Consider the following 18,144-nt stretch of genomic DNA (forward strand, 5'->3'; position numbering starts at 1 on the left):
ACCGGGCGCGGCTGCCGGCGCCAACACCGCACAGGCCCAGGCTCCAGCGACACCAGTACAGCGTGACGTCACCACCAATTACGAAGTCGACAAGACCGTTCGCTACGTTCAACAACCGATGGGTGGCCTGAAACGCCTGTCCGTCGCCGTCGTCGTCAACTACAAGCGTGTCACCGGCAAGGATGGCAAATCGACTATGCAACCGCTGTCGGATGCCGAAAAGGCACAGATTGCCGATCTGGTTCGCGAAGCGATGGGTTACAACAAGGATCGCGGTGATACGCTGAACGTCGTCAATAGCCCGTTTGCCGGCCCACATGAAGAAGCGCCGCCGCCGATCTGGGAACGCCCGGAAATGATCGATCTGGCAATTCAGGCGGCAAAATATCTTCTGCTTGGCATCGTGCTGCTGATTCTGTACCGTAAGGTCTTGAAGCCACTGCTCGGCAAATTGAACCCTCCTCCACTGGCACTGGCCGATGGCACAGTCGCAAGTGCAGAGGGCCCTGTTCAGGAAATCGAGCGTGACCTCGGCCCGATGGGTGTGCAACAGCACACTTATCAGCAGAACCTCGAAGCCGCACAGGAACTCGCAAGGAAAGATCCGAAAGTCGTCGCAAACATTGTCAAAGCGTGGGTGGGAAATGATTGATAACGGCGTACACAAGGGAGCAGTGTTGATGCTCGCACTCGGCGCGAATGAAGCCGCCGAGGTCATGAAGTATCTCGGCCCGCGCGAAGTGCAGAAACTCGGCGCGGCGATGTCGACCATGAAGGCGATCCAGAGCGAAGAACTGATTTCCGTCCTCAGCGAATTCCGCGGGGAGACGGAAAAGAACACCTCGCTCGGCCTCGATTCCGACGACTACATACGCGACGTGCTGACCAAGGCGCTGGGCGACGACAAGGCGGCCTCGCTGCTCAATCGCATTCTCGGTGCGCGCGATTCCAGCGGCATTGAAAGTCTCAAGTGGATGGATGCGCAATCGGTCGCCGATCTTGTGCGCAACGAACATCCTCAAATCATTGCAACCGTGCTCGTCCATCTGGAACGCGATCAGGCCAGCGAAGTGCTCGATCACTTTACCGAACGTCTGCGCAACGACGTCGTGCTGCGCATCGCCACACTCGACGGCGTGCAACCGGCTGCATTGCGCGAACTGAACGAAGTGCTGACCAAGCTGTTGACCGGTAACGAAAACCTGAAGAAAAAACCGATGGGCGGCATTCGTACCGCCGCTGAAATCCTCAACTATTTCAGCGGAGAGAACGAGGCATCCGTCATGGCCAATCTGAAGAGCTATGACAACGACATGGCGCAGAAGATCATGGACGAAATGTTCGTCTTCGAGAACATTCTCGACATTGACGACCGCGGCATCCAGTTGCTGCTGCGCGAAGTCCAGTCCGAATCGCTGATCATCGCACTCAAGGGCGCTGCTCCGGACCTGCGCGAAAAATTCTTCAAGAACATGTCATCGCGCGCCGGCGAAATGATGCGCGAAGATCTGGAATCCAAAGGTCCTGTACGACTGTCCGAAGTCGAGGCAAACCAGAAGGAAATCCTGCAAATCGTCCGTCGCCTGGCGGACGAAGGACAATTAGTCCTGGGCGGAAAGGCCGAAGATGCATATGTCTAACGTCATCCCGAAAGAGAAACAATCCGCCTACCAGCGATGGGAGATGGAATCGTTCGGAGATGAGCCGTCGCCGCGCGTCACAGAAGCCGCACGCACAGCCGCGCTTGGCACAACTGCGGAAAAGGAACGCCTGGCCCAGATCGCGCGCAAGATTGACGAGGATCGCGCACAGGCACATGCGGAAGGCCATGCCGCAGGCGTTGCCGAAGGCCGCATTGCGGGCTTCGAAGAAGGTCGCATCGCTGGCCTGGCTGAAGGCCGCGCCCAAGCGGAACAGGAACGACTGCTGTTGCAACAGATCGCCGAAACCTTCGGCACCGAAGTCGCACGCGCCAATGAACTGATCGCTGCCGACATGCTCGACCTGTCACTGGACCTGGCAAAAGCCATGTTGAAAACCGCATTGAAGGTCCGGCCGGAACTGATCGTACCGATCGTGCGCGAAGCCATCCACTATCTGCCGACCTTGCAGCAACCTGCCCTGCTGCATCTGCATCCGGAAGATGCCGCCATCATCATTGAGCACATGGGCGACGAGCTCAATACCGCGGGCTGGCGTCTCGTCGAAGATCCGCACATGGATCGCGGTGGCTGCCGTGTCGAAACCGCAAGCAATCAGGTCGATGCCACGGCCCCGGTGCGCTGGCAGCGCATTGCCGCCGCACTCGGCAAAGAATCCGACTGGCTGGAATCGTGAACCACGACGCCCCTGCCCTGCCTTCGCCGGCACCTGCATCCAACAGCAGCCGTTGGCAAGCCTATCTGCGCGACTGCCGCACCTTGCTCGACATCGCCGAACCGATGCAGGTTTCCGGACGCATCACACGCGTCGCCGGACTGGTGATGGAAGCGGTAGGACTGCGACTGGCTGTCGGCAGCGCATGCACCATTCCTCTTCCCAGCGGCGCGCGTATCGAAGCAGAAGTGGTTGGCTTCGACGAAGACAAACTTTTTCTGATGCCGCAAAGCGATGTCGAAGGCATCGTGCCGGGCACACGCGTCTATCCGGTCGAGGTCGTGCAGTCGCTGCCACGTCCCGGCGCCGTCACGCATCCGCGCCGCCGCCCGAGTGACCGCACACGTCACCTGCCGGTCGGTATCGAACTGCTCGGCCGCGTACTGGATGGTGCCGGTCGTCCGCTCGACAGTCTCGGCCCATTGAACGCCATTCACTCTGCACCGCTCAACGTACGTGCGGCCAATCCGCTCGGACGCGCTCCGATCACCGAGCCATTGGATGTCGGCGTGCGCGCGATCAACAGCATGCTGACCGTCGGTCGCGGCCAGCGCATGGGCCTGTTTGCAGGCTCCGGCGTCGGCAAGAGCGTGCTGCTCGGCATGATGGCGCGCTACACGACCGCCGACGTGATCGTCGTCGGCCTGATCGGCGAACGGGGTCGCGAAGTAAAGGAATTCATCGAACAGATTCTTGGTGACGAGGGTCTTGCGCGTTCCGTCGTCGTCGCCGCACCGGCCGATACGCCGCCGCTGATGCGCCTGCAAGGTGCTGCCTATGCCACCGCGATTGCCGAGCATTTCCGCGACGAAGGCAAGGACGTTCTGCTGATCATGGATTCCCTGACACGTTATGCCATGGCCCAGCGCGAGATCGCTCTCGCCATCGGCGAACCGCCGGCAACCAAAGGCTATCCGCCATCGGTATTCGCCAAACTACCGGCGCTGGTCGAACGCGCCGGCAACGGCAAGGAAGGCGGCGGCTCGATCACCGCGTTCTACACCGTATTGACTGAAGGGGACGATCAGCAGGATCCGATCGCCGATTCGGCACGCGCGATTCTTGACGGCCATATCGTGTTGAACCGTTCGCTGGCCGAAGCGGGCCATTACCCTGCGATCGATATCGAACAGTCGATCAGCCGCGCGATGCACAACATCACGTCGCCTGCCCATCAGAAGCAGACGCGCAAGCTGAAGCAGCTTACATCCCGGTATGCGCGCAACCGCGACCTGATCAGCGTCGGCGCCTACAGTGCGGGTTCCGACCCCGTGCTGGACGAAGCGATCGCATTGAACTCGAAAATAGAGTCGTTTTTGCAACAAGACATCACCGAGCGTTCCGGCATAAACGAGAGCTTGGGGCAACTTTCCTCGCTGTTCTCGTGATTGCCGTTTCTGCTGAAAAAATATAATCAAGAAAAATGGCCACCTCTTCCGCACTAGGCACCCTGATCGAACTGGCAACCAGGGATACCGATGAAGCCGCCAAGCGGCTGGGAAAATGCATGAAGGCCGCAGAGGAATGTGAACAAAAGCTGGAGTTGCTCAAGCAGTATCGCGATGACTACGCCGCACGTTTTCAGCAAAGTCTGGCAGCAGGATTGACGGCAAGCGGTTATCGCAATTATCAGCAATTTCTCGACAAGCTGGAACAGGCGATCGGCAGCCAGCAACAGGTCGTGCGCGATGCGCATGCCCGTGTCGAACGCGAAAAGAAGGCCTGGCAGGATTGCGAGCGCAAGCGCATGTCGTACGGCACTCTGGCCGACCGCGCGGAAAAAGCGCAGCAGCAGAAGGACAACAAGCGCGACCAGAAGCAAATGGACGAGCACGCAGCAAGGCAACTGCTGTACAAAAGATAACTGCAAAGAGATAACTGCGGATCACTGTGGCGACAACCGCACAACGATAATCGAACGACCAAGGCGCATAACCATGAGTACTCCAGCGATCAGCAATGTACTGAACAACATCATGCCGACACCGCAAGGCGGCAAGATGGATGCACAGGCGACAGACGGGGCTTTCAACCAGGTGCTCACGCGCGAAATCAATAACCAGAATCGCAACAGCAACACGACGAACGAAACCGCTCAGGGAACCAAAAAGGACGGCGCCAACGCCGACAAGACGGCGAAGAACGACACGCAGTCCGCCGACGGCAGCAAGCCCGCCGAAGCCAAGGCGCCTGAAGACGACAAGGCCGCGCAAACGACGGACGGCAAAACCATCGACAAGGACGACAAGAAAACCGATCCGGTCGCCACCGGTTCGGCCGACATCATCGCCTTCGTCAATGCACTGACGCAATCGGCCGCGGGCGGCAAGGCAACGCTGGCAGATGCTGCAAAAGATATCAAGGACAGGATCGCAGGACTGGGTGACGGCAAGTCGGACAAGATCGATCCGGCCACGCTCGGCGCATCGCTCCCTGCTGCGGCCGGCGACAAAACTGCCCCGCTTGCCAAACAGCAGGACTTCGCCGCTGCGCTCGACAAGGCAACCACCGGCGCTTCCTCCGACAAGGACGGCAAGACGGCCGCGACAAACTCGCCTGCAGTCAAAAACGCCGATGCTGACATGGCCGCCGCCGCACAAGCGATCAAGGCAATGGAACCGGCTGCACCGACGCCGCAGAATCTGGCCGCCATGGCCGTCGCGACCACGGCTGCATTGCAACAGCACGTCAATGAAGTGCAGGACCCGCAATCGAACAAGCTGTTGCCGCAAGTCGGCACCGACGACTGGGGTCAGGCACTGGGCCAGAAAATCAGCTGGATGGTGCAAGGCGCACAACAAACCGCCACGCTGACATTGAATCCGCCAGACCTCGGTCCGATGCAGGTTGTGGTTCACGTCAATAACAATCAGGCAAGTGCGAACTTCACCGCGCATCAGCCTGAAGTTCGTCAGGCACTGGAAGCCGCCATGCCGCGCCTGCGCGAGATGCTCAACGAATCAGGCATTCAGCTCGGCCAGTCGAACGTCAGTGCCGGCTTGCCGAATCAGCAGAACAACGCCTCGGGCGAGCAACGCCAGGGCAATCGCTCGTCGAATCAGGGCAGCAACGCTGTCGAGGCCGCGGCGGTCAACATTAGTCATATCCCTGTGTCGTCGGCCGGCACCGGCATCGTCGATACATTCGCCTGATCGGCAACGGGGATGCGGCAGTTTTGCTGCATCCTTGTACACGCATTCTCATCATCGCCGCCTCTCCCAGGTTTTCCCCGTTTTAACTGCTTGATTCACGCTGTTTTCATCGTGTTCGACAGGCTCGTCGTTCATTGCCGACAAATCACCTTGTTTTCGCTCGCTACGGGTGTGCGTCGCGGTTTAATAATGGTTTAATAGCAGCCTGAACGAGGTCGCTGCCTTTACAGCGCTCCCTCTGCGAACGGCCCGGGATGTTGTGACGATGCGAATGCGCCGATATGCGCCATGTTCACCTCTCTTTTCATTGCATCCTGTGCGTCGTTTTTTTTTAATAATGGCATGTAACAGCAGTCATGCCGTACTTGAGGAAGACAGATGGCAACAGGCAAATCCGCCCCCAAAAAATCCGATAACGACGCAGCAGAGGCCAAGCCAAAATCGCGCCTGCTGTTGATCGTGCTCATCCTGGTCATCGTTCTCGGCGCAGGGGGCGCAGCTGCATGGTATTTCCTGGTGTTCAAGGCAGAGCCGGCAGCACATGGCGCCAAGCCTGCCGCACCGGTTGCCGAAGCAGCAGCACCGCCGGTGTTCCTGCCGATGGAAGCTTTCACCGTCAACCTGCAACCGGAAGACGGCGAACGTTTCCTGCAAACCACGCTGACGTTGCAGGTTTCCAATCAGGAGCAGGTTGAAATCATCAAGACCTATTTGCCGCATGTTCGCAGCCGTTTGCTGCTGCTGTTATCGAGCAAAAAACCGTCTGAAATCCTGACCGTCGATGGCAAGAACAAGCTCGCGCAGGAAATCATCGACATCTTCAAGCAGCCGTTTGTGCCGCAAGGTCCAACCGTGAATGTGCTCAGCGTCCTGTTCACTTCGTTCGTCGTGCAATAACCGATCATGGCCGATAATTTCCTCTCTCAAGAAGAAGTCGATGCACTGCTGAAAGGCGTCACCGGCGATCAGGATGAGACCGGCAAGCCGGAGGATGCCAGCGGCGTTCGTCCGTACAATCTGGCAACGCAGGAGCGTATCGTGCGCGGCCGCATGCCGACGCTGGAAATTATCAACGAACGTTTTTCCCGCCTGTTCCGCATCGGCTTGTTCAATTTCCTGCATCGCAGCGCAGAGGTATCGATCGGGCCGGTGCGTGTATCGAAGTACAGCGAATTCATTCGCAATCTGGTCGTGCCGACCAACCTGAATCTGATCCACATGAAGCCGTTGCGCGGCACCGGCCTGTTTGTGCTCGATCCGAATCTGGTGTTTTTGCTGGTCGACAACCTGTTTGGTGGCGACGGACGTTTCCATACACGTGTCGAAGGTCGCGACTTTACGCAAACCGAACAACGCATCATCCAGCGCATTCTCGCCATCATCTTCGAGACCTACGCCAAATCGTGGGAGCCGGTCTACCCGGTCGAATTCGAATTCATCCGCTCGGAGATGAACACGCAATTCGCCAACATCGCGACGCCAAATGAAGTCGTCGTCTCGACAACGTTTACCGTCGAACTCGGTCCGGTCAGCGGCGAAATGCATTTCTGCGTGCCCTATTCCACCATCGAGCCGATCCGCGATCTGCTGACCAGCAGCATGCAGGGCGAGACGCTGGAAATGGACAAGCGCTGGATTCGCCTGATGACGCAGCAGATCCAGACCGCAGAAGTGGAAATCCTGGCCAACATGGGTTCGGCCAGCATCACGCTGGGCGACATCCTGAACATGAAAGCCGGCGACGTCATTCCGATCGCCGTCCCGGACAGAATCACCGCCGAAGTCGATGGTGTGCCGGTCATGGAATGCTCGTACGGAAAATTGAACGGACAGTACGCACTGCGCGTGGAAAAACTGATCTACAGCGCAAACGAATCAACGCAAGGAGAAGATCATGGCTGATGAAAACGACGCACAAACCGCAGCAGAAGATGATTGGGGCGCGGCGATGGCGGAGCAGCAGCAGACCGAAGAAGCGGCCGCCCTCGCTCCGCAACCTGCTACCGCAACCGTGTTCAAGGACTTTGCCGGCGGCGACCTGAAGACCGGCACGCACAACGATATCGACTTCATCCTCGATATTCCGGTGCAGTTGACCGTCGAACTCGGCCGTACCAAGATCGCCATCAAGAACCTGCTGCAATTGGCGCAAGGCTCCGTCGTCGAACTGGACGGCCTGGCTGGTGAACCGATGGATGTACTGGTCAATGGCTGCCTGATCGCACAGGGCGAAGTTGTCGTTGTCAACGACAAGTTCGGCATCCGCCTGACGGACATCATCACACCGTCGGAACGCATTCGCAAACTGAATCGATAATGCTGAATCGTCCTTTGCGCAATCTGCTCCTGCTCGCACCTGCCATGCTGACAAGCGTGGTTGCCGTTGCCCGACCGATTCCGTCCACCGTTGCATCGATGCCTGCCCCGTCTCCAACCGGCGGACTGTTGCAGGTATTGCTCGGCCTGATCGTCGTGCTTGGATTGATGGCGGCTCTGGCATGGGTGTTACGTCGCTTCAATTCTGCGAAAGGTCTCGGCCATGCAGACATTCGCGTCATCGGTGGTGTCAGCGTCGGCAATCGCGAACGTGTTGTCGTCGTCGAAATTGCCGATCAATGGATCGTGGTCGGCGTTGCACCGGGTCGTGTCAGTGCTGTCGCGACAATGCAGAAACAGGACGTGGCAATCGCAACCGACTCCGATGTCGCACCGCCTGCAAAAAACTTTTCCAACTGGCTTGCCCAGACACTCGAAAAACGCAATGGCCAATAACGCCTCATTAGCGCGCCGCAGCCTTCCGCTCCTGTTGCTGGTCTTGCCAATGCTGGCAATGGCGCAACAACATGCCGCCGGCTTGCCTGCATTGACCAGTACACCGGCGCCCGGTGGCGGACAAACCTATTCGCTCAGCCTGCAGACGCTGCTGCTGCTGACCGGCCTGTCGTTCCTGCCGGCCGTGCTGCTGATGATGACCAGTTTCACGCGCATCATCATTGTGCTGTCGCTGTTGCGTCAGGCACTGGGTACACAAAGCGCGCCGCCGAATCAGGTCATCATCGGTCTTGCGCTTTTCCTCACGCTGTTCGTGATGAGTCCTGTACTGGACAAGATTTATGTCGAGGCCTACCAGCCATTCTCGGAAAACAAGATCCAGATGCAGGAGGCACTCGACAAGGCTGTCGCTCCGCTCAAAACCTTCATGATCAAGCAGACGCGTGAATCCGATCTGGCGTTGTACGTGAAAATGTCGAACACCCCGGCGTTGCAAGGCCCGGAAGACGTTCCACTGCGTGTCCTGGTTCCGGCCTTCGTGACCAGCGAACTGAAAACGGCATTCCAGATCAGCTTTGCCATCTTCATTCCATTCCTGATCATCGACATGGTGGTCGCCAGCGTGCTGATGTCGATGGGTATGATGATGGTGTCGCCATCGATTGTCGCGTTGCCGTTCAAGTTGATGCTGTTCGTTCTGGTCGACGGCTGGTCGCTGCTGATCGGATCGCTTGCACAAAGTTTTTATTAGGGATCGAAAATGACTCCGGAAAGCGTCATGACACTGGGCCGCCATGCGATCGAAGTTACGCTGATGGTTGCCGCACCGCTGCTGCTGATTGCACTGGCCATCGGCCTCATCGTCAGTATTTTTCAGGCGGCCACGCAGATCAACGAGCAGACCCTTACCTTCATTCCAAAATTGATCGGCATCTTCGTCGCATTGGTCGTCGCCGGGCCCTGGATGCTGACGGTCATGCTCGATTACATGCGCGAAACATTCACCAACATCCCGCTGCTCGTCAGCTGACGGCAACGCGTTGCCTTCCCCCTCCCTTCGCTCGGCATGATCACCCTCACCAGCGCCGAACTCCATACTTGGATTGCCTCGTTGTTGTGGCCGTTGACGCGCATCATCGGCGTACTATCCGTCGCGCCGCTGTTCGGTAACGCCAGCGTGCCGGCGCGTGTAAAGATCGGACTGGGCATTCTGCTGGCAATGGTCATCGCGCCGAGTGTTCCCGCCGTACCGGCCACGGATCCGATGTCCTGGGCAGGATTGCTGATCCTGTTGCAGCAACTTGTGATCGGACTGGCCATCGGATTCGCCATGCGCATCGTATTTGCCGGCGTGGAGATGGCGGGCGAAATTACCGGCATGACGATGGGCCTCGGCTTTGCCACCTTCTTCGATCCGCAAACACGCGGACGTTCATCTGCCATCAGTCAGTTTCTTGCGCTGCTGATGTTGATGATCTATATCTCCAGCAATCTGCATTTGCTGGTGCTGTCCACGCTGGCCCAGAGTTTCGAGATGCTGCCAATTTCCGGCAGCTTTGTATCGAACGGTGGATTTCTTCAGGTCGTCAGTCTGGGGGGACGCATCTTCAGTGCAGGCGTACAACTATCGTTGCCGATTGTTGCCGCCCTGCTCATCACAAACGTTGCGCTTGGCATCCTGACGCGTGCGGCGCCGCAATTGAACATTTTCGGTATCGGCTTTCCAGTCACGATCGGCGTCGGCTTCATCATGATCGGTGCGGTACTGCCGTACCTGACGAATCCGATGATTCACCTGATCCAGGAAGGGATTGAGGCAATGGGAAGAATCACGATGGCGTTTACGCCGTTGAACTGAACTGCAGCATTAATCTCGTTCGAAACTAATGTTTCGCCGTGCGGCGCTCGTCGCACGGCATCCGGACGAAGATTAACGAAGCATATCGAATAGAGACAGGCCCGCTGTTTTGATAAAGGTTTTCTGTGCAGCGTCCAGCGTAAATTGCTGCTGGGTAAAGCGCGAATAAGCTTCCACAGGATCGATATCCACCAAATCCGACAAGGTCTGCTGATATTGAATCTGCAAACCTGACCCGACGCTATCCAGACTGTCGATTTCATTCAGGCGGGAACCGACTGTCGAACGCACCGCAGAAATATTTTGCAACGCATTGTCCAGATTATCGTTTGCTGTATTCAGGAAATTCGTCAATTTCGCCTGGCCGTCCGCATCGGTCGCTGGGAGCGAGATGGCTGCGATCAAGTTTGTCAGCGTCGTGAAAATGCTTTCGTTCGTGCTCGGCTTCACGCTAAAAGTGTCGCCGTTTGCCGGCTTGCCTTCCACATCGAAACGCATGCCATCAAATTCGATCGGCTGACCGCTGGTGTAAGGCTGTGCAGTCGCGACCGCGGTTGGTGGCACCGTGCTGTTGTCGGTAACCGTATAGGTCGTGACATTGGCCGCATCGATTGCGAACGCCACGGAATAATCGTGGCCAGTCAACTGTGCGAGATTCGTGACCGAACCGCTGCTGATGATGCCGCTTCCGGCATTTGCCGCATTCGCCGACGTAACGAAGCGACCGTTGCCAGTCAGTCCTCCTTCGAATACGACGCTGCCGGAATCGCTGGAAGCCATCTGTCTTGCAGGTCCGACCTGCAACATGCGCTGCCCCTGATCGCCGTTATAGGTCGCGCCGGTGGCGGATTTGGTAAACGGCTCGGTCCCTGTCTGATAGCCGGCAAAAATGTAGTTGCCGTTTTCATCGCGCGAGTTCGCCATGCCCATCAACTCGTCGAAGCTGCTGTTGAGTTGCGCCAGATAAGTTTGACGCTGATCGTTGCTCAAGGAACCGTTCCCTGCGCCAACCACGACGCTTTTCAGCGACGTCAGCATGTCAGTCACGCTCTGCAGAATGTTTTCTTCCTGTCCCAGCGAGTTCTTTGCATTGTTGCGATTGGTCGCAAACTGACTATTCATCGACATCGCCTGATTCAGGCCGAGCGCCGACGCTGCGGCAATCGGATCGTCTGCCGGCGTCAGCACCCGCGTGTTGGTCGATATCTGCTGTTGGGTCTTCATCAGATCCGCGCGGAGATCGCCGATCTTGCTGGAACCCATTTCGAAAATCATATTCGTGCTGATACGCATGACCTAACCCTCTTTTTCTTGTTGCGAGGACTGCAGTCCTCGCAATTAGCTGAAATCGTTTAACGCAAGGACATCAACACGTCGAACATGTCGCTGACCGCCTGCATGACCTTGCCGGACGCCTGATAAGCCTGTTGATAACGCAGCAGATTCGTCGCTTCCTCATCCATGTTGACGCCGGATTCCGATTGCTGCGCATCCTGGACCTGCTTCAGCAGCGTCGCTTCCGCAGTGCTGCTGGCTTTCATTTCGGCAGTCTTGTTACCGACGAAGCTGACCAGTTGCGCATACGCACTGTTGTAGCTCGCCGTACCACCTTGCAGCACATTTTTGGTTTGCAGATCCCCGAGTGCCAGCATGTTGCGATTATCGCCATCGCCGTTCGAGTTGTTGCTGATCGTGAAGGTATCGCCATTCGCCGGCGCGCCGGTAACCTGGACTTCCACGCCGCCGAAAGCGATCGTGGCACCGGCCGTGTAGGGCACCGGTGTACCTGCCGGATAAACAGTCGGCGTTCCGTTAACCGTTACCGTCACCGGCATTCCGGCCGGGAAGCCGGTGAACGTACCCGCCGCGGAATCGTAAGTCAGTGTTGACGGCAACGCCGCCGCGGTGGCGGCATTGAAAACGGCATTGATTGTGCCAGCGCTCATTTTCCCTGTGCCGGTATTCGCGCTTGGTGCGGTCGTACGAATCGGCACGGCAGCGGCAATCTCCGACGTACTTGTGATCAATACCTTGAAGTCCTGCGCGCCGTTGGCGGTCGGACGGATCAGGAACTCATCGCCCGCGGCCATTGTTCCGGATGCAACCGAGAACGTTACCCCGTCGATCGGCGCGGCAGGAAAGGCGCCACCAGAATACAACGTCACATTGTCCGGCAAGCGTGTGATCTTGTAATCGGTGCCGTTATAGGAAAGACGGTAGTCGTTGGTCGTCAGCGCATCGACATTGGTGATGGCGGCGCCGACATCCGCATTACCCGTATTGCGGGTACTGCCGCTAACCGAAGGCGATGCCACATTGAAGAAATCGCCGCCGAGATTGCCGTTCTGATCCTGGCCCAGACGATGTTGTGCATTGAACGTCGTTGCGAGACCGATGGCAATCCGACCCAGCGAATTCTGCATCTTATCCAGTGTCTGGCTGCGATATTCGAACAAGCCACCGAGATTGCCGCCTACCAGCGCGTTCTCCGGCAAGACGACCGGATTACCGTTTGCGGAGGTATAAGCGACTTCCATCCGGTTCGGATCGGTTGGCGACTGCACTGTCGTCAACGACAGAGACCGGTTGCCGAGCACCAAGGACTGGCCGTTGCCGATCGAAATGTTGTAACCGCTGTCCATCTTGGAAACGGTGACTTTGGTCTGCTTCGCCAATTCGGAAACCAGTAAATCGCGCTGATCGAGCAGATCGTTCGGCGGCTGTCCCGTGCTTTGCGCCTTGACGATCGCATCGTTCAACTGCGCAATCTGCTGCGCATACGAATTGATATTGAGGACGGAAGATTCGATCTCGCTGTTGACGCCGTTCTGCATGCTTTGAAACTGCGCATTCAGACTCTGGAAGCGCGACGCCAAAGTTTGCGCTCCCGACAGCATCGCCTGCCGCGAAGGCGCTTCGCCTGGATTGGCGACCAAGTCCTGCACGCCCGCAAAAAAATTGTCGAGAACCGGGGACAACCCCGCCGTCGAATCTGCAACGATGTTATTGGCTTTATTGACCTGTGCGTAATACGTCGCAAGCTGGCTGGCTGTGGCCTGACCGCTTACAATCTGCGCACCGAGAAATTCGTTATAGATGCGTTGAATCGTCTGCACCTGCGTGCCGTTGCCGATGAAACCGATACCGCCGAGATTCTGGCCGTCCATCGCCGTCTGGATCACCTGCTGGCGGCTGTATCCGACCGTGCCCTGATTTGCAATGTTATGGCTGGTCGTGGCAATTCCGGCCTGTGCTGCGGCAAGTCCACTCTGGGCGATGCTGAAGATATTGGCCATGGTCTATTCTTTAACCCTATGTTCGCGTGTACGGCACATCGGTGGAAAACTTGAGCAAGGCGGATATCAAAAGCACAAGAGATCGCAACACAGCGATGTGATCAGACAGACAAATTGTTATTGATAATATTGGTCAGTTTTGCTGCGTAATTCGGATCGGTTGCATAGCCGGCGCGCTGCAGCCCCTGTGCAAATCCTTTAGCGTCCGTGGCATTTGCCAGTACTTTTTCGTAGCGCGGATTGTTGCGCAGCAGGTTCGCGTAATCCTTGAACGAATCGGCATACGAATCGTAGGCGCGGAACTTCTCGACGCGCTTCTGCGGAACGCCGTTCACGTATTCGGTAGTAACGGCATCGACGGTCTTGCCCTTCCAGCCACCGGTTGCCTTGATGCCGAACAGGTTGTGACTGCTGCCACCATCTGCAGTCTTCATCACGTGCTTGCCCCACCCGCTTTCCAGCGCAGCCTGTCCCAGCATGAATTTCGCCGGAATGCCGGTCGCGCGACTGGCTTCTTCCGCATGCGGCGTCAATGTATTCTGGAATGCCTGCACGTGCGCAGGCTTCGACGATCCGTCCGCATTGCTGTCCACTGCTGCAACCGGTGCGCGTACAGCACGCGGCGACAAGGAACGAAGCAAGTCGTTATTCAGGCTGGTCGTCAGATCCTGCGGTGTCTGATTGGCAGGTTTTGTTTCCGTGCCGTCGTCAAGTGCCGCATTCATTGGCGCGTTCGACAATTGACGAATCAGCACTTCGGCCAGACCGACACCGCGGCTGGCCATGTTCTGGCTCAACTGCTGGTCCAGCATCGATGTGTACATCTTGGTCTGCTGGTTGTCGAACAATCCGTCCTGCGGCGATGCGTCGCGCATGCTCTTCATCATCATGTTCACGAACAGCGCTTCGAACTGTTTTGCCGCAGCCCGCAACGTTTCCGGCGAATTCTGCTTCGCGGACTGCTTCAGCGATTCGATACTCTTCGTATCGATCGCGAGGCTGGTGGTCGAGTTGTCTGGAGGCGTGATCATGCGATGTTGTACGGTGCGATTAGATGATTTCCAGTTCAGCGCGCAACGACCCTGATGCCTTCATTGCCTGCAGGATCGCCAGCAGATCCTGCGGCGTTGCACCGATCGAATTCAATGCCTTGACCACATCCGCCAGCGAGGCAGAATTCTTCAGCAGAATGACCTTGCCCGGATCCTTGTTGATTTCGATCTGCGACTGTTGCGCAACGACTGTCTGGCCGCCGGAGAATGGTGCAGGCTGGCTGATCACCGGTTGCGTATTGATGGTGACCGACAGATTGCCATGCGATACCGCACAGGCATCCAGGGTTACCGCCTGGTTCATTACAACCGAGCCGGTGCGCGCGTTCATGATCACTTTTGCGGCTACCTGTGCCGGCGTGACGTTGATGCTTTCCAGCGCGCCAAGGAAGCTGACGCGATCATCGTTGCCGATTGGAGCGCGCACGCGAATCACGCGCCCGTCCTGCGCCGATGCCGTTTGCGGGCCAAACTGCTTGTTGACTGCGTCGACGACGCGGCTGGCTGTCGAGAAATCGCTGTTCTTCAATTCGAGCGTGATCATGTCGCCCTGCCCCAAGGCAGAAGGTACGGCACGTTCCACGGTTGCACCGGCCGAGATGCGGCCGACACCAAGATGATTGATCTGTGCCTTGCTGCCATTGGCTGCAGCGCCGGCACCGCCAACCACCACGTTGCCCTGTGCCATACCGTAGATCTGACCGTCTGCACCTTTCAGCGGCGTCATCAGCAAGGTGCCGCCGCGCAGGCTTTTTGCATTACCCATCGATGAAACGGTGACGTCCAGTGTCTGTCCAGGTTGCGCAAACGCAGGAAGCGATGTCGTCACCATCACGGAGGCGACGTTCTTCAACTGCAGATTGGTTCCCGGCGGCAGGTTGACGCCCATCTGCTGCAACATGCTGGCAATGCTTTGCACCGTAAAAGGCGTTTGCGTCGTCTGGTCACCGCTGCCGTCGAGGCCGACTACCAGACCGTAGCCGATCAACTGGTTTTCACGTACGCCCTGTACGCTTGCCAGATCCTTCAAACGTTCTGCATGCGATGCGAACGGCGCCAATACACAGGCTGCGCAAACGATGGCTTGCAGCGATTTCCTGATGAACGGGATGGTTGCGTCTTTCATATCAATTCCTTGCTGTTTTCTCGCGCGCGTTGCGCAATCCTGCTACGTACAATTTCAAGCCGAAACTTCTTCACAGACTCCACAGACACATCAAAGCGGGATGACGCTGAGGAAGAACCGTGCAAGCATCGACATGACTTCCGCGCCATCGATATGACTGTTGCTGCGGTACTCGATCTTGGCATCAGCCACTTGCTGTGACGATACGCGGTTGCCGGCGGCCACTGTGCTTGGATCGACCACACCGGAAAAACGAATGAACTCCGAGGTCTTGTCGAGCGCGATCTGCTTCTCGCCAGCGACCAGCAGATTACCGTTCGGCAGCACGTCGATGACGGTCACGGTCAATGTACTGATGAAGTTGTTGCTGGAACTGACGGCACCCTTGTCCGCATAATCGATGGAGGTGTCTGCAGTGGCGCCCAAGCGTCTGGTCACACCTGGCAGAAGGCCGAAAATATTCCCTACTCCAGCACTAACTTCACCAGTCTTGCTGGCAGAGCTTCCGGCTTGTTTGCCCGCAGAACTTCTCTCGTTGATGGTGATCGTGATCGTGTCACCCACCAGTCGTGCACGCTTGTCTTCAAAGATTGGTCGATAAGACGACGTCTGGAAGATTGCGCCGTTTGCCGGTGGTGCCATCGCTGCGGTCGACTGCGGTCTTGCCGTCAATGGCGATTGCACGATGGTGTCCGGCTGCGTGGCACAACCCGCCAGCAAACCTGCCGCAACCACCACCATTGTCGAGAGAGAAAGTTTCATCGCCATTCCTTTACATCACATCTGCACATTACGTTTGTGCATTACATCTGCGAGTTATATTTGCAAAATTACATCTGGGTCAGTCGCTGCAGCATCTGATCCGACGTCGTGATCGCCTTGCTGTTGATCTCATAGGCACGTTGCGTCTGAATCATGTTGACCAGTTCCTCGACGACATTCACGTTCGAGGTTTCGATATAGTTCTGCTTCAATGAACCTGCACCGTTGCTGCCCGGCGTATTGGTAATTGGTGCGCCAGATGCGGTCGTTTCCACATACAGGTTGTCGCCCTTGCTCTCCAGGCCACCCGGGTTGATGAAGGTAGCCACCTGGATCGAACCGATCTGAACCGCCCCGACCACGCCTGCCGTCGTCACACTGACGATGCCGTCCGGCGAAATCGTCATGCTGGTGGCGTCTTGCGGAATCGTGATCGCGGGATCGATCGGATAGCCGCTGGCATTCGTCAGCTGCCCTTGATCATTGGTTTTGAAGGTGCCGTCGCGCGTATAAGAAGTCGTACCGTCCGGCATCAGTACCTGGAAGAAGCCGTCGCCCATGATCGCCACGTTGCGCGCATCGTCCGTCTTCTGCATGTTGCCCTGTGTGTGCACGCGTTCGGTTGCGACAGGCTGCACACCGGTACCCAGTTGCAGGCCGGTCGGCAATTGCGTCTGTTGCGACGAGGCGGCGCCAGGCTGGCGGATCGTCTGGTACAGCAGATCCTCGAAAACCGCGCGCGATTTCTTGAAACCGGTCGTGCTGACGTTGGCCAGGTTATTGGAGATGACGTCCATCTGCATCTGCTGTGCATCCAGACCTGTCTTCGAAATCCAAAGTGAACGAATCATTTTCTTCTCCAGTGTGTCGGCAAACTGCCAGCGAACTTGTGGTCCGCGAACCTGCTGCCTATTTTCATTCTGCCCTTATCGGCATTAACTTAAAGCGAGGAACTCGGATGCTTTCTGCGCATTGCTTTCCGCATGCTTCAACATGTTCATGTGAAGTTCGAACTGGCGCGACAGGGCGATCATGTTGACCATGGCATCGACGACGTTGACGTTGCTGCCTTCCAGTGCGCCGCTGAGCACATAGACATTCGGGTCCGCTTCCGGCTGTTCGCCATCCTTCGTGACATACAGGCCGTCTTCGCTGCGAACCATATTGGCTTCGTCCGGATTGACCAGTTTCAGCCGCGCCAGATCGATCGTGGCGCCAGGCGTCGAACCTGCATCCACGGTCGAGATCGTGCCGTCGGAGGCGATCGTCACGCGGACATCAGGTGGAATCGTGATCGGACCGCTATCGCTCAGGACGTTCAAGCCGCCCTCGGTCTGCAAGACACCGTTCTCGTTGATCTTCAGGCTGCCGGCGCGCGTGTAACCCTCGCTGCCGTCGGCTTTTTCGATCGCCAGCCAGCCTTTTCCCTGAATTGCCAGATCCAGTGTCCGCCCGGTCTGCTGGATCACACCCGGACGAAAATCGCTGCCCACTGTCGAATCGACAACAAAGGCGCGCGTTGGCAAACCCGGACCGACAACCGGCACCGCACGAAACGTATCGAGCTGCGCACGGAAACCCGTGGTCGAAACGTTGGCAAGATTGTGCGACGTCGTGGCCTGCTGTTCCAGAACCTGTTTGGCGCCGGTCATCGCGGTATAGATCAGACGATCCATGTCATTTCTCCCGATGCGCGCATCCATCCTTTTGGATGGACGCGACGATCATTGCAGCGATCAATTCATCAATC

The 18,144-nt window shown here is 57.3% G+C and carries 20 protein-coding genes; 13 read left to right on the top strand and 7 right to left on the bottom strand.

The window, feature by feature from the left end:
• The 13 genes from VN114_RS11630 to fliR all read left to right on the top strand — a co-directional run.
• Nucleotides 1-652: flagellar M-ring protein FliF C-terminal domain-containing protein (locus tag VN114_RS11630; RefSeq protein ID WP_325515032.1), on the top strand; the 652-nt coding region annotated here is incomplete at its 5' end.
• Nucleotides 645-1,640, top strand: a complete 996-nt coding sequence (fliG, locus tag VN114_RS11635) for a flagellar motor switch protein FliG (RefSeq protein ID WP_325515034.1) — start codon at nucleotides 645-647, stop codon at nucleotides 1,638-1,640. The genes VN114_RS11630 and fliG, both read left to right, overlap by 8 nt.
• A complete protein-coding gene (gene fliH / locus VN114_RS11640) occupies nucleotides 1,633-2,337 on the top strand; it encodes a flagellar assembly protein FliH (protein ID WP_325515036.1) in 705 nt (234 codons plus the stop codon). Before fliG ends, fliH begins: the two co-directional genes overlap by 8 nt.
• Before the next feature lie 17 nt (nucleotides 2,338-2,354).
• Entirely contained in the window at nucleotides 2,355-3,764 is a 1,410-nt protein-coding gene (gene fliI, locus VN114_RS11645; RefSeq protein WP_325515092.1) for a flagellar protein export ATPase FliI, read from the top strand.
• 35 nt (nucleotides 3,765-3,799) lie between these two features.
• Nucleotides 3,800-4,240, top strand: coding sequence for a flagellar export protein FliJ (fliJ, locus tag VN114_RS11650; protein WP_325515038.1), 441 nt, complete (start codon nucleotides 3,800-3,802; stop codon nucleotides 4,238-4,240).
• 73 nt (nucleotides 4,241-4,313) lie between these two features.
• Nucleotides 4,314-5,528, top strand: a complete 1,215-nt coding sequence (locus VN114_RS11655; protein ID WP_325515040.1) for a flagellar hook-length control protein FliK — start codon at nucleotides 4,314-4,316, stop codon at nucleotides 5,526-5,528.
• A 378-nt stretch (nucleotides 5,529-5,906) separates the two neighbouring features.
• A complete protein-coding gene (fliL, locus tag VN114_RS11660) occupies nucleotides 5,907-6,425 on the top strand; it encodes a flagellar basal body-associated protein FliL (RefSeq protein WP_325515041.1) in 519 nt (172 codons plus the stop codon).
• Between the two features lie 6 nt (nucleotides 6,426-6,431).
• Entirely contained in the window at nucleotides 6,432-7,430 is a 999-nt protein-coding gene (gene fliM, locus VN114_RS11665) for a flagellar motor switch protein FliM (RefSeq protein ID WP_325515043.1), read from the top strand.
• The gene (gene fliN / locus VN114_RS11670; RefSeq protein WP_325515045.1) at nucleotides 7,423-7,845 is read left to right on the top strand and encodes a flagellar motor switch protein FliN; all 423 of its coding nucleotides are present in this window, start codon (nucleotides 7,423-7,425) and stop codon (nucleotides 7,843-7,845) included. The genes fliM and fliN overlap by 8 nt, the downstream gene beginning before the upstream one ends.
• Entirely contained in the window at nucleotides 7,845-8,300 is a 456-nt protein-coding gene (gene fliO, locus VN114_RS11675; RefSeq protein ID WP_325515047.1) for a flagellar biosynthetic protein FliO, read from the top strand. The genes fliN and fliO overlap by 1 nt, the downstream gene beginning before the upstream one ends.
• Nucleotides 8,290-9,051, top strand: coding sequence for a flagellar type III secretion system pore protein FliP (fliP, locus tag VN114_RS11680; protein WP_414694222.1), 762 nt, complete (start codon nucleotides 8,290-8,292; stop codon nucleotides 9,049-9,051). The genes fliO and fliP overlap by 11 nt, the downstream gene beginning before the upstream one ends.
• A 9-nt stretch (nucleotides 9,052-9,060) precedes the next feature.
• Nucleotides 9,061-9,330 carry a flagellar biosynthesis protein FliQ gene (gene fliQ / locus VN114_RS11685; protein ID WP_325515049.1) on the top strand — a complete coding sequence of 90 codons (270 nt, stop codon included), beginning with the start codon at nucleotides 9,061-9,063 and terminating at the stop codon, nucleotides 9,328-9,330.
• 36 nt (nucleotides 9,331-9,366) lie between these two features.
• Complete coding sequence (gene fliR / locus VN114_RS11690) at nucleotides 9,367-10,158, top strand: flagellar biosynthetic protein FliR (RefSeq protein ID WP_325515051.1); 792 nt, start codon at nucleotides 9,367-9,369, stop codon at nucleotides 10,156-10,158.
• A 72-nt stretch (nucleotides 10,159-10,230) separates the two neighbouring features.
• Here the strand turns inward: fliR and flgL are convergent, their stop codons facing one another.
• From flgL to flgF, 7 genes are all read right to left on the bottom strand, one after another.
• Nucleotides 10,231-11,451: a flagellar hook-associated protein FlgL gene (gene flgL, locus VN114_RS11695; RefSeq protein ID WP_325515053.1), complete on the bottom strand. Its 1,221-nt coding sequence runs from the start codon at nucleotides 11,449-11,451 to the stop codon at nucleotides 10,231-10,233.
• Between the two features lie 59 nt (nucleotides 11,452-11,510).
• Nucleotides 11,511-13,454 (bottom strand): flagellar hook-associated protein FlgK, encoded by a 1,944-nt coding sequence (gene flgK / locus VN114_RS11700; RefSeq protein ID WP_325515055.1) that lies wholly within the window; start codon nucleotides 13,452-13,454, stop codon nucleotides 11,511-11,513.
• A 101-nt stretch (nucleotides 13,455-13,555) separates the two neighbouring features.
• Entirely contained in the window at nucleotides 13,556-14,485 is a 930-nt protein-coding gene (flgJ, locus tag VN114_RS11705; RefSeq protein WP_325515056.1) for a flagellar assembly peptidoglycan hydrolase FlgJ, read from the bottom strand.
• A gap of 19 nt (nucleotides 14,486-14,504) precedes the next feature.
• On the bottom strand, nucleotides 14,505-15,632 hold the full coding sequence (locus tag VN114_RS11710) for a flagellar basal body P-ring protein FlgI (protein ID WP_325515058.1): 1,128 nt from the start codon (nucleotides 15,630-15,632) through the stop codon (nucleotides 14,505-14,507).
• A gap of 90 nt (nucleotides 15,633-15,722) precedes the next feature.
• Nucleotides 15,723-16,394: a flagellar basal body L-ring protein FlgH gene (locus VN114_RS11715; protein WP_325515059.1), complete on the bottom strand. Its 672-nt coding sequence runs from the start codon at nucleotides 16,392-16,394 to the stop codon at nucleotides 15,723-15,725.
• Nucleotides 16,395-16,462: 68 nt separating this feature from the next.
• Entirely contained in the window at nucleotides 16,463-17,245 is a 783-nt protein-coding gene (flgG, locus tag VN114_RS11720; RefSeq protein ID WP_325515060.1) for a flagellar basal-body rod protein FlgG, read from the bottom strand.
• A gap of 84 nt (nucleotides 17,246-17,329) precedes the next feature.
• Nucleotides 17,330-18,070 carry a flagellar basal-body rod protein FlgF gene (gene flgF, locus VN114_RS11725; RefSeq protein WP_325515062.1) on the bottom strand — a complete coding sequence of 247 codons (741 nt, stop codon included), beginning with the start codon at nucleotides 18,068-18,070 and terminating at the stop codon, nucleotides 17,330-17,332.
• Between the last annotated feature and the right edge of the window lie 74 nt (nucleotides 18,071-18,144).

It is taken from the genome of Oxalicibacterium sp., assembly GCF_035565035.1.
Lineage (GTDB): Bacteria > Pseudomonadota > Gammaproteobacteria > Burkholderiales > Burkholderiaceae_D > Oxalicibacterium.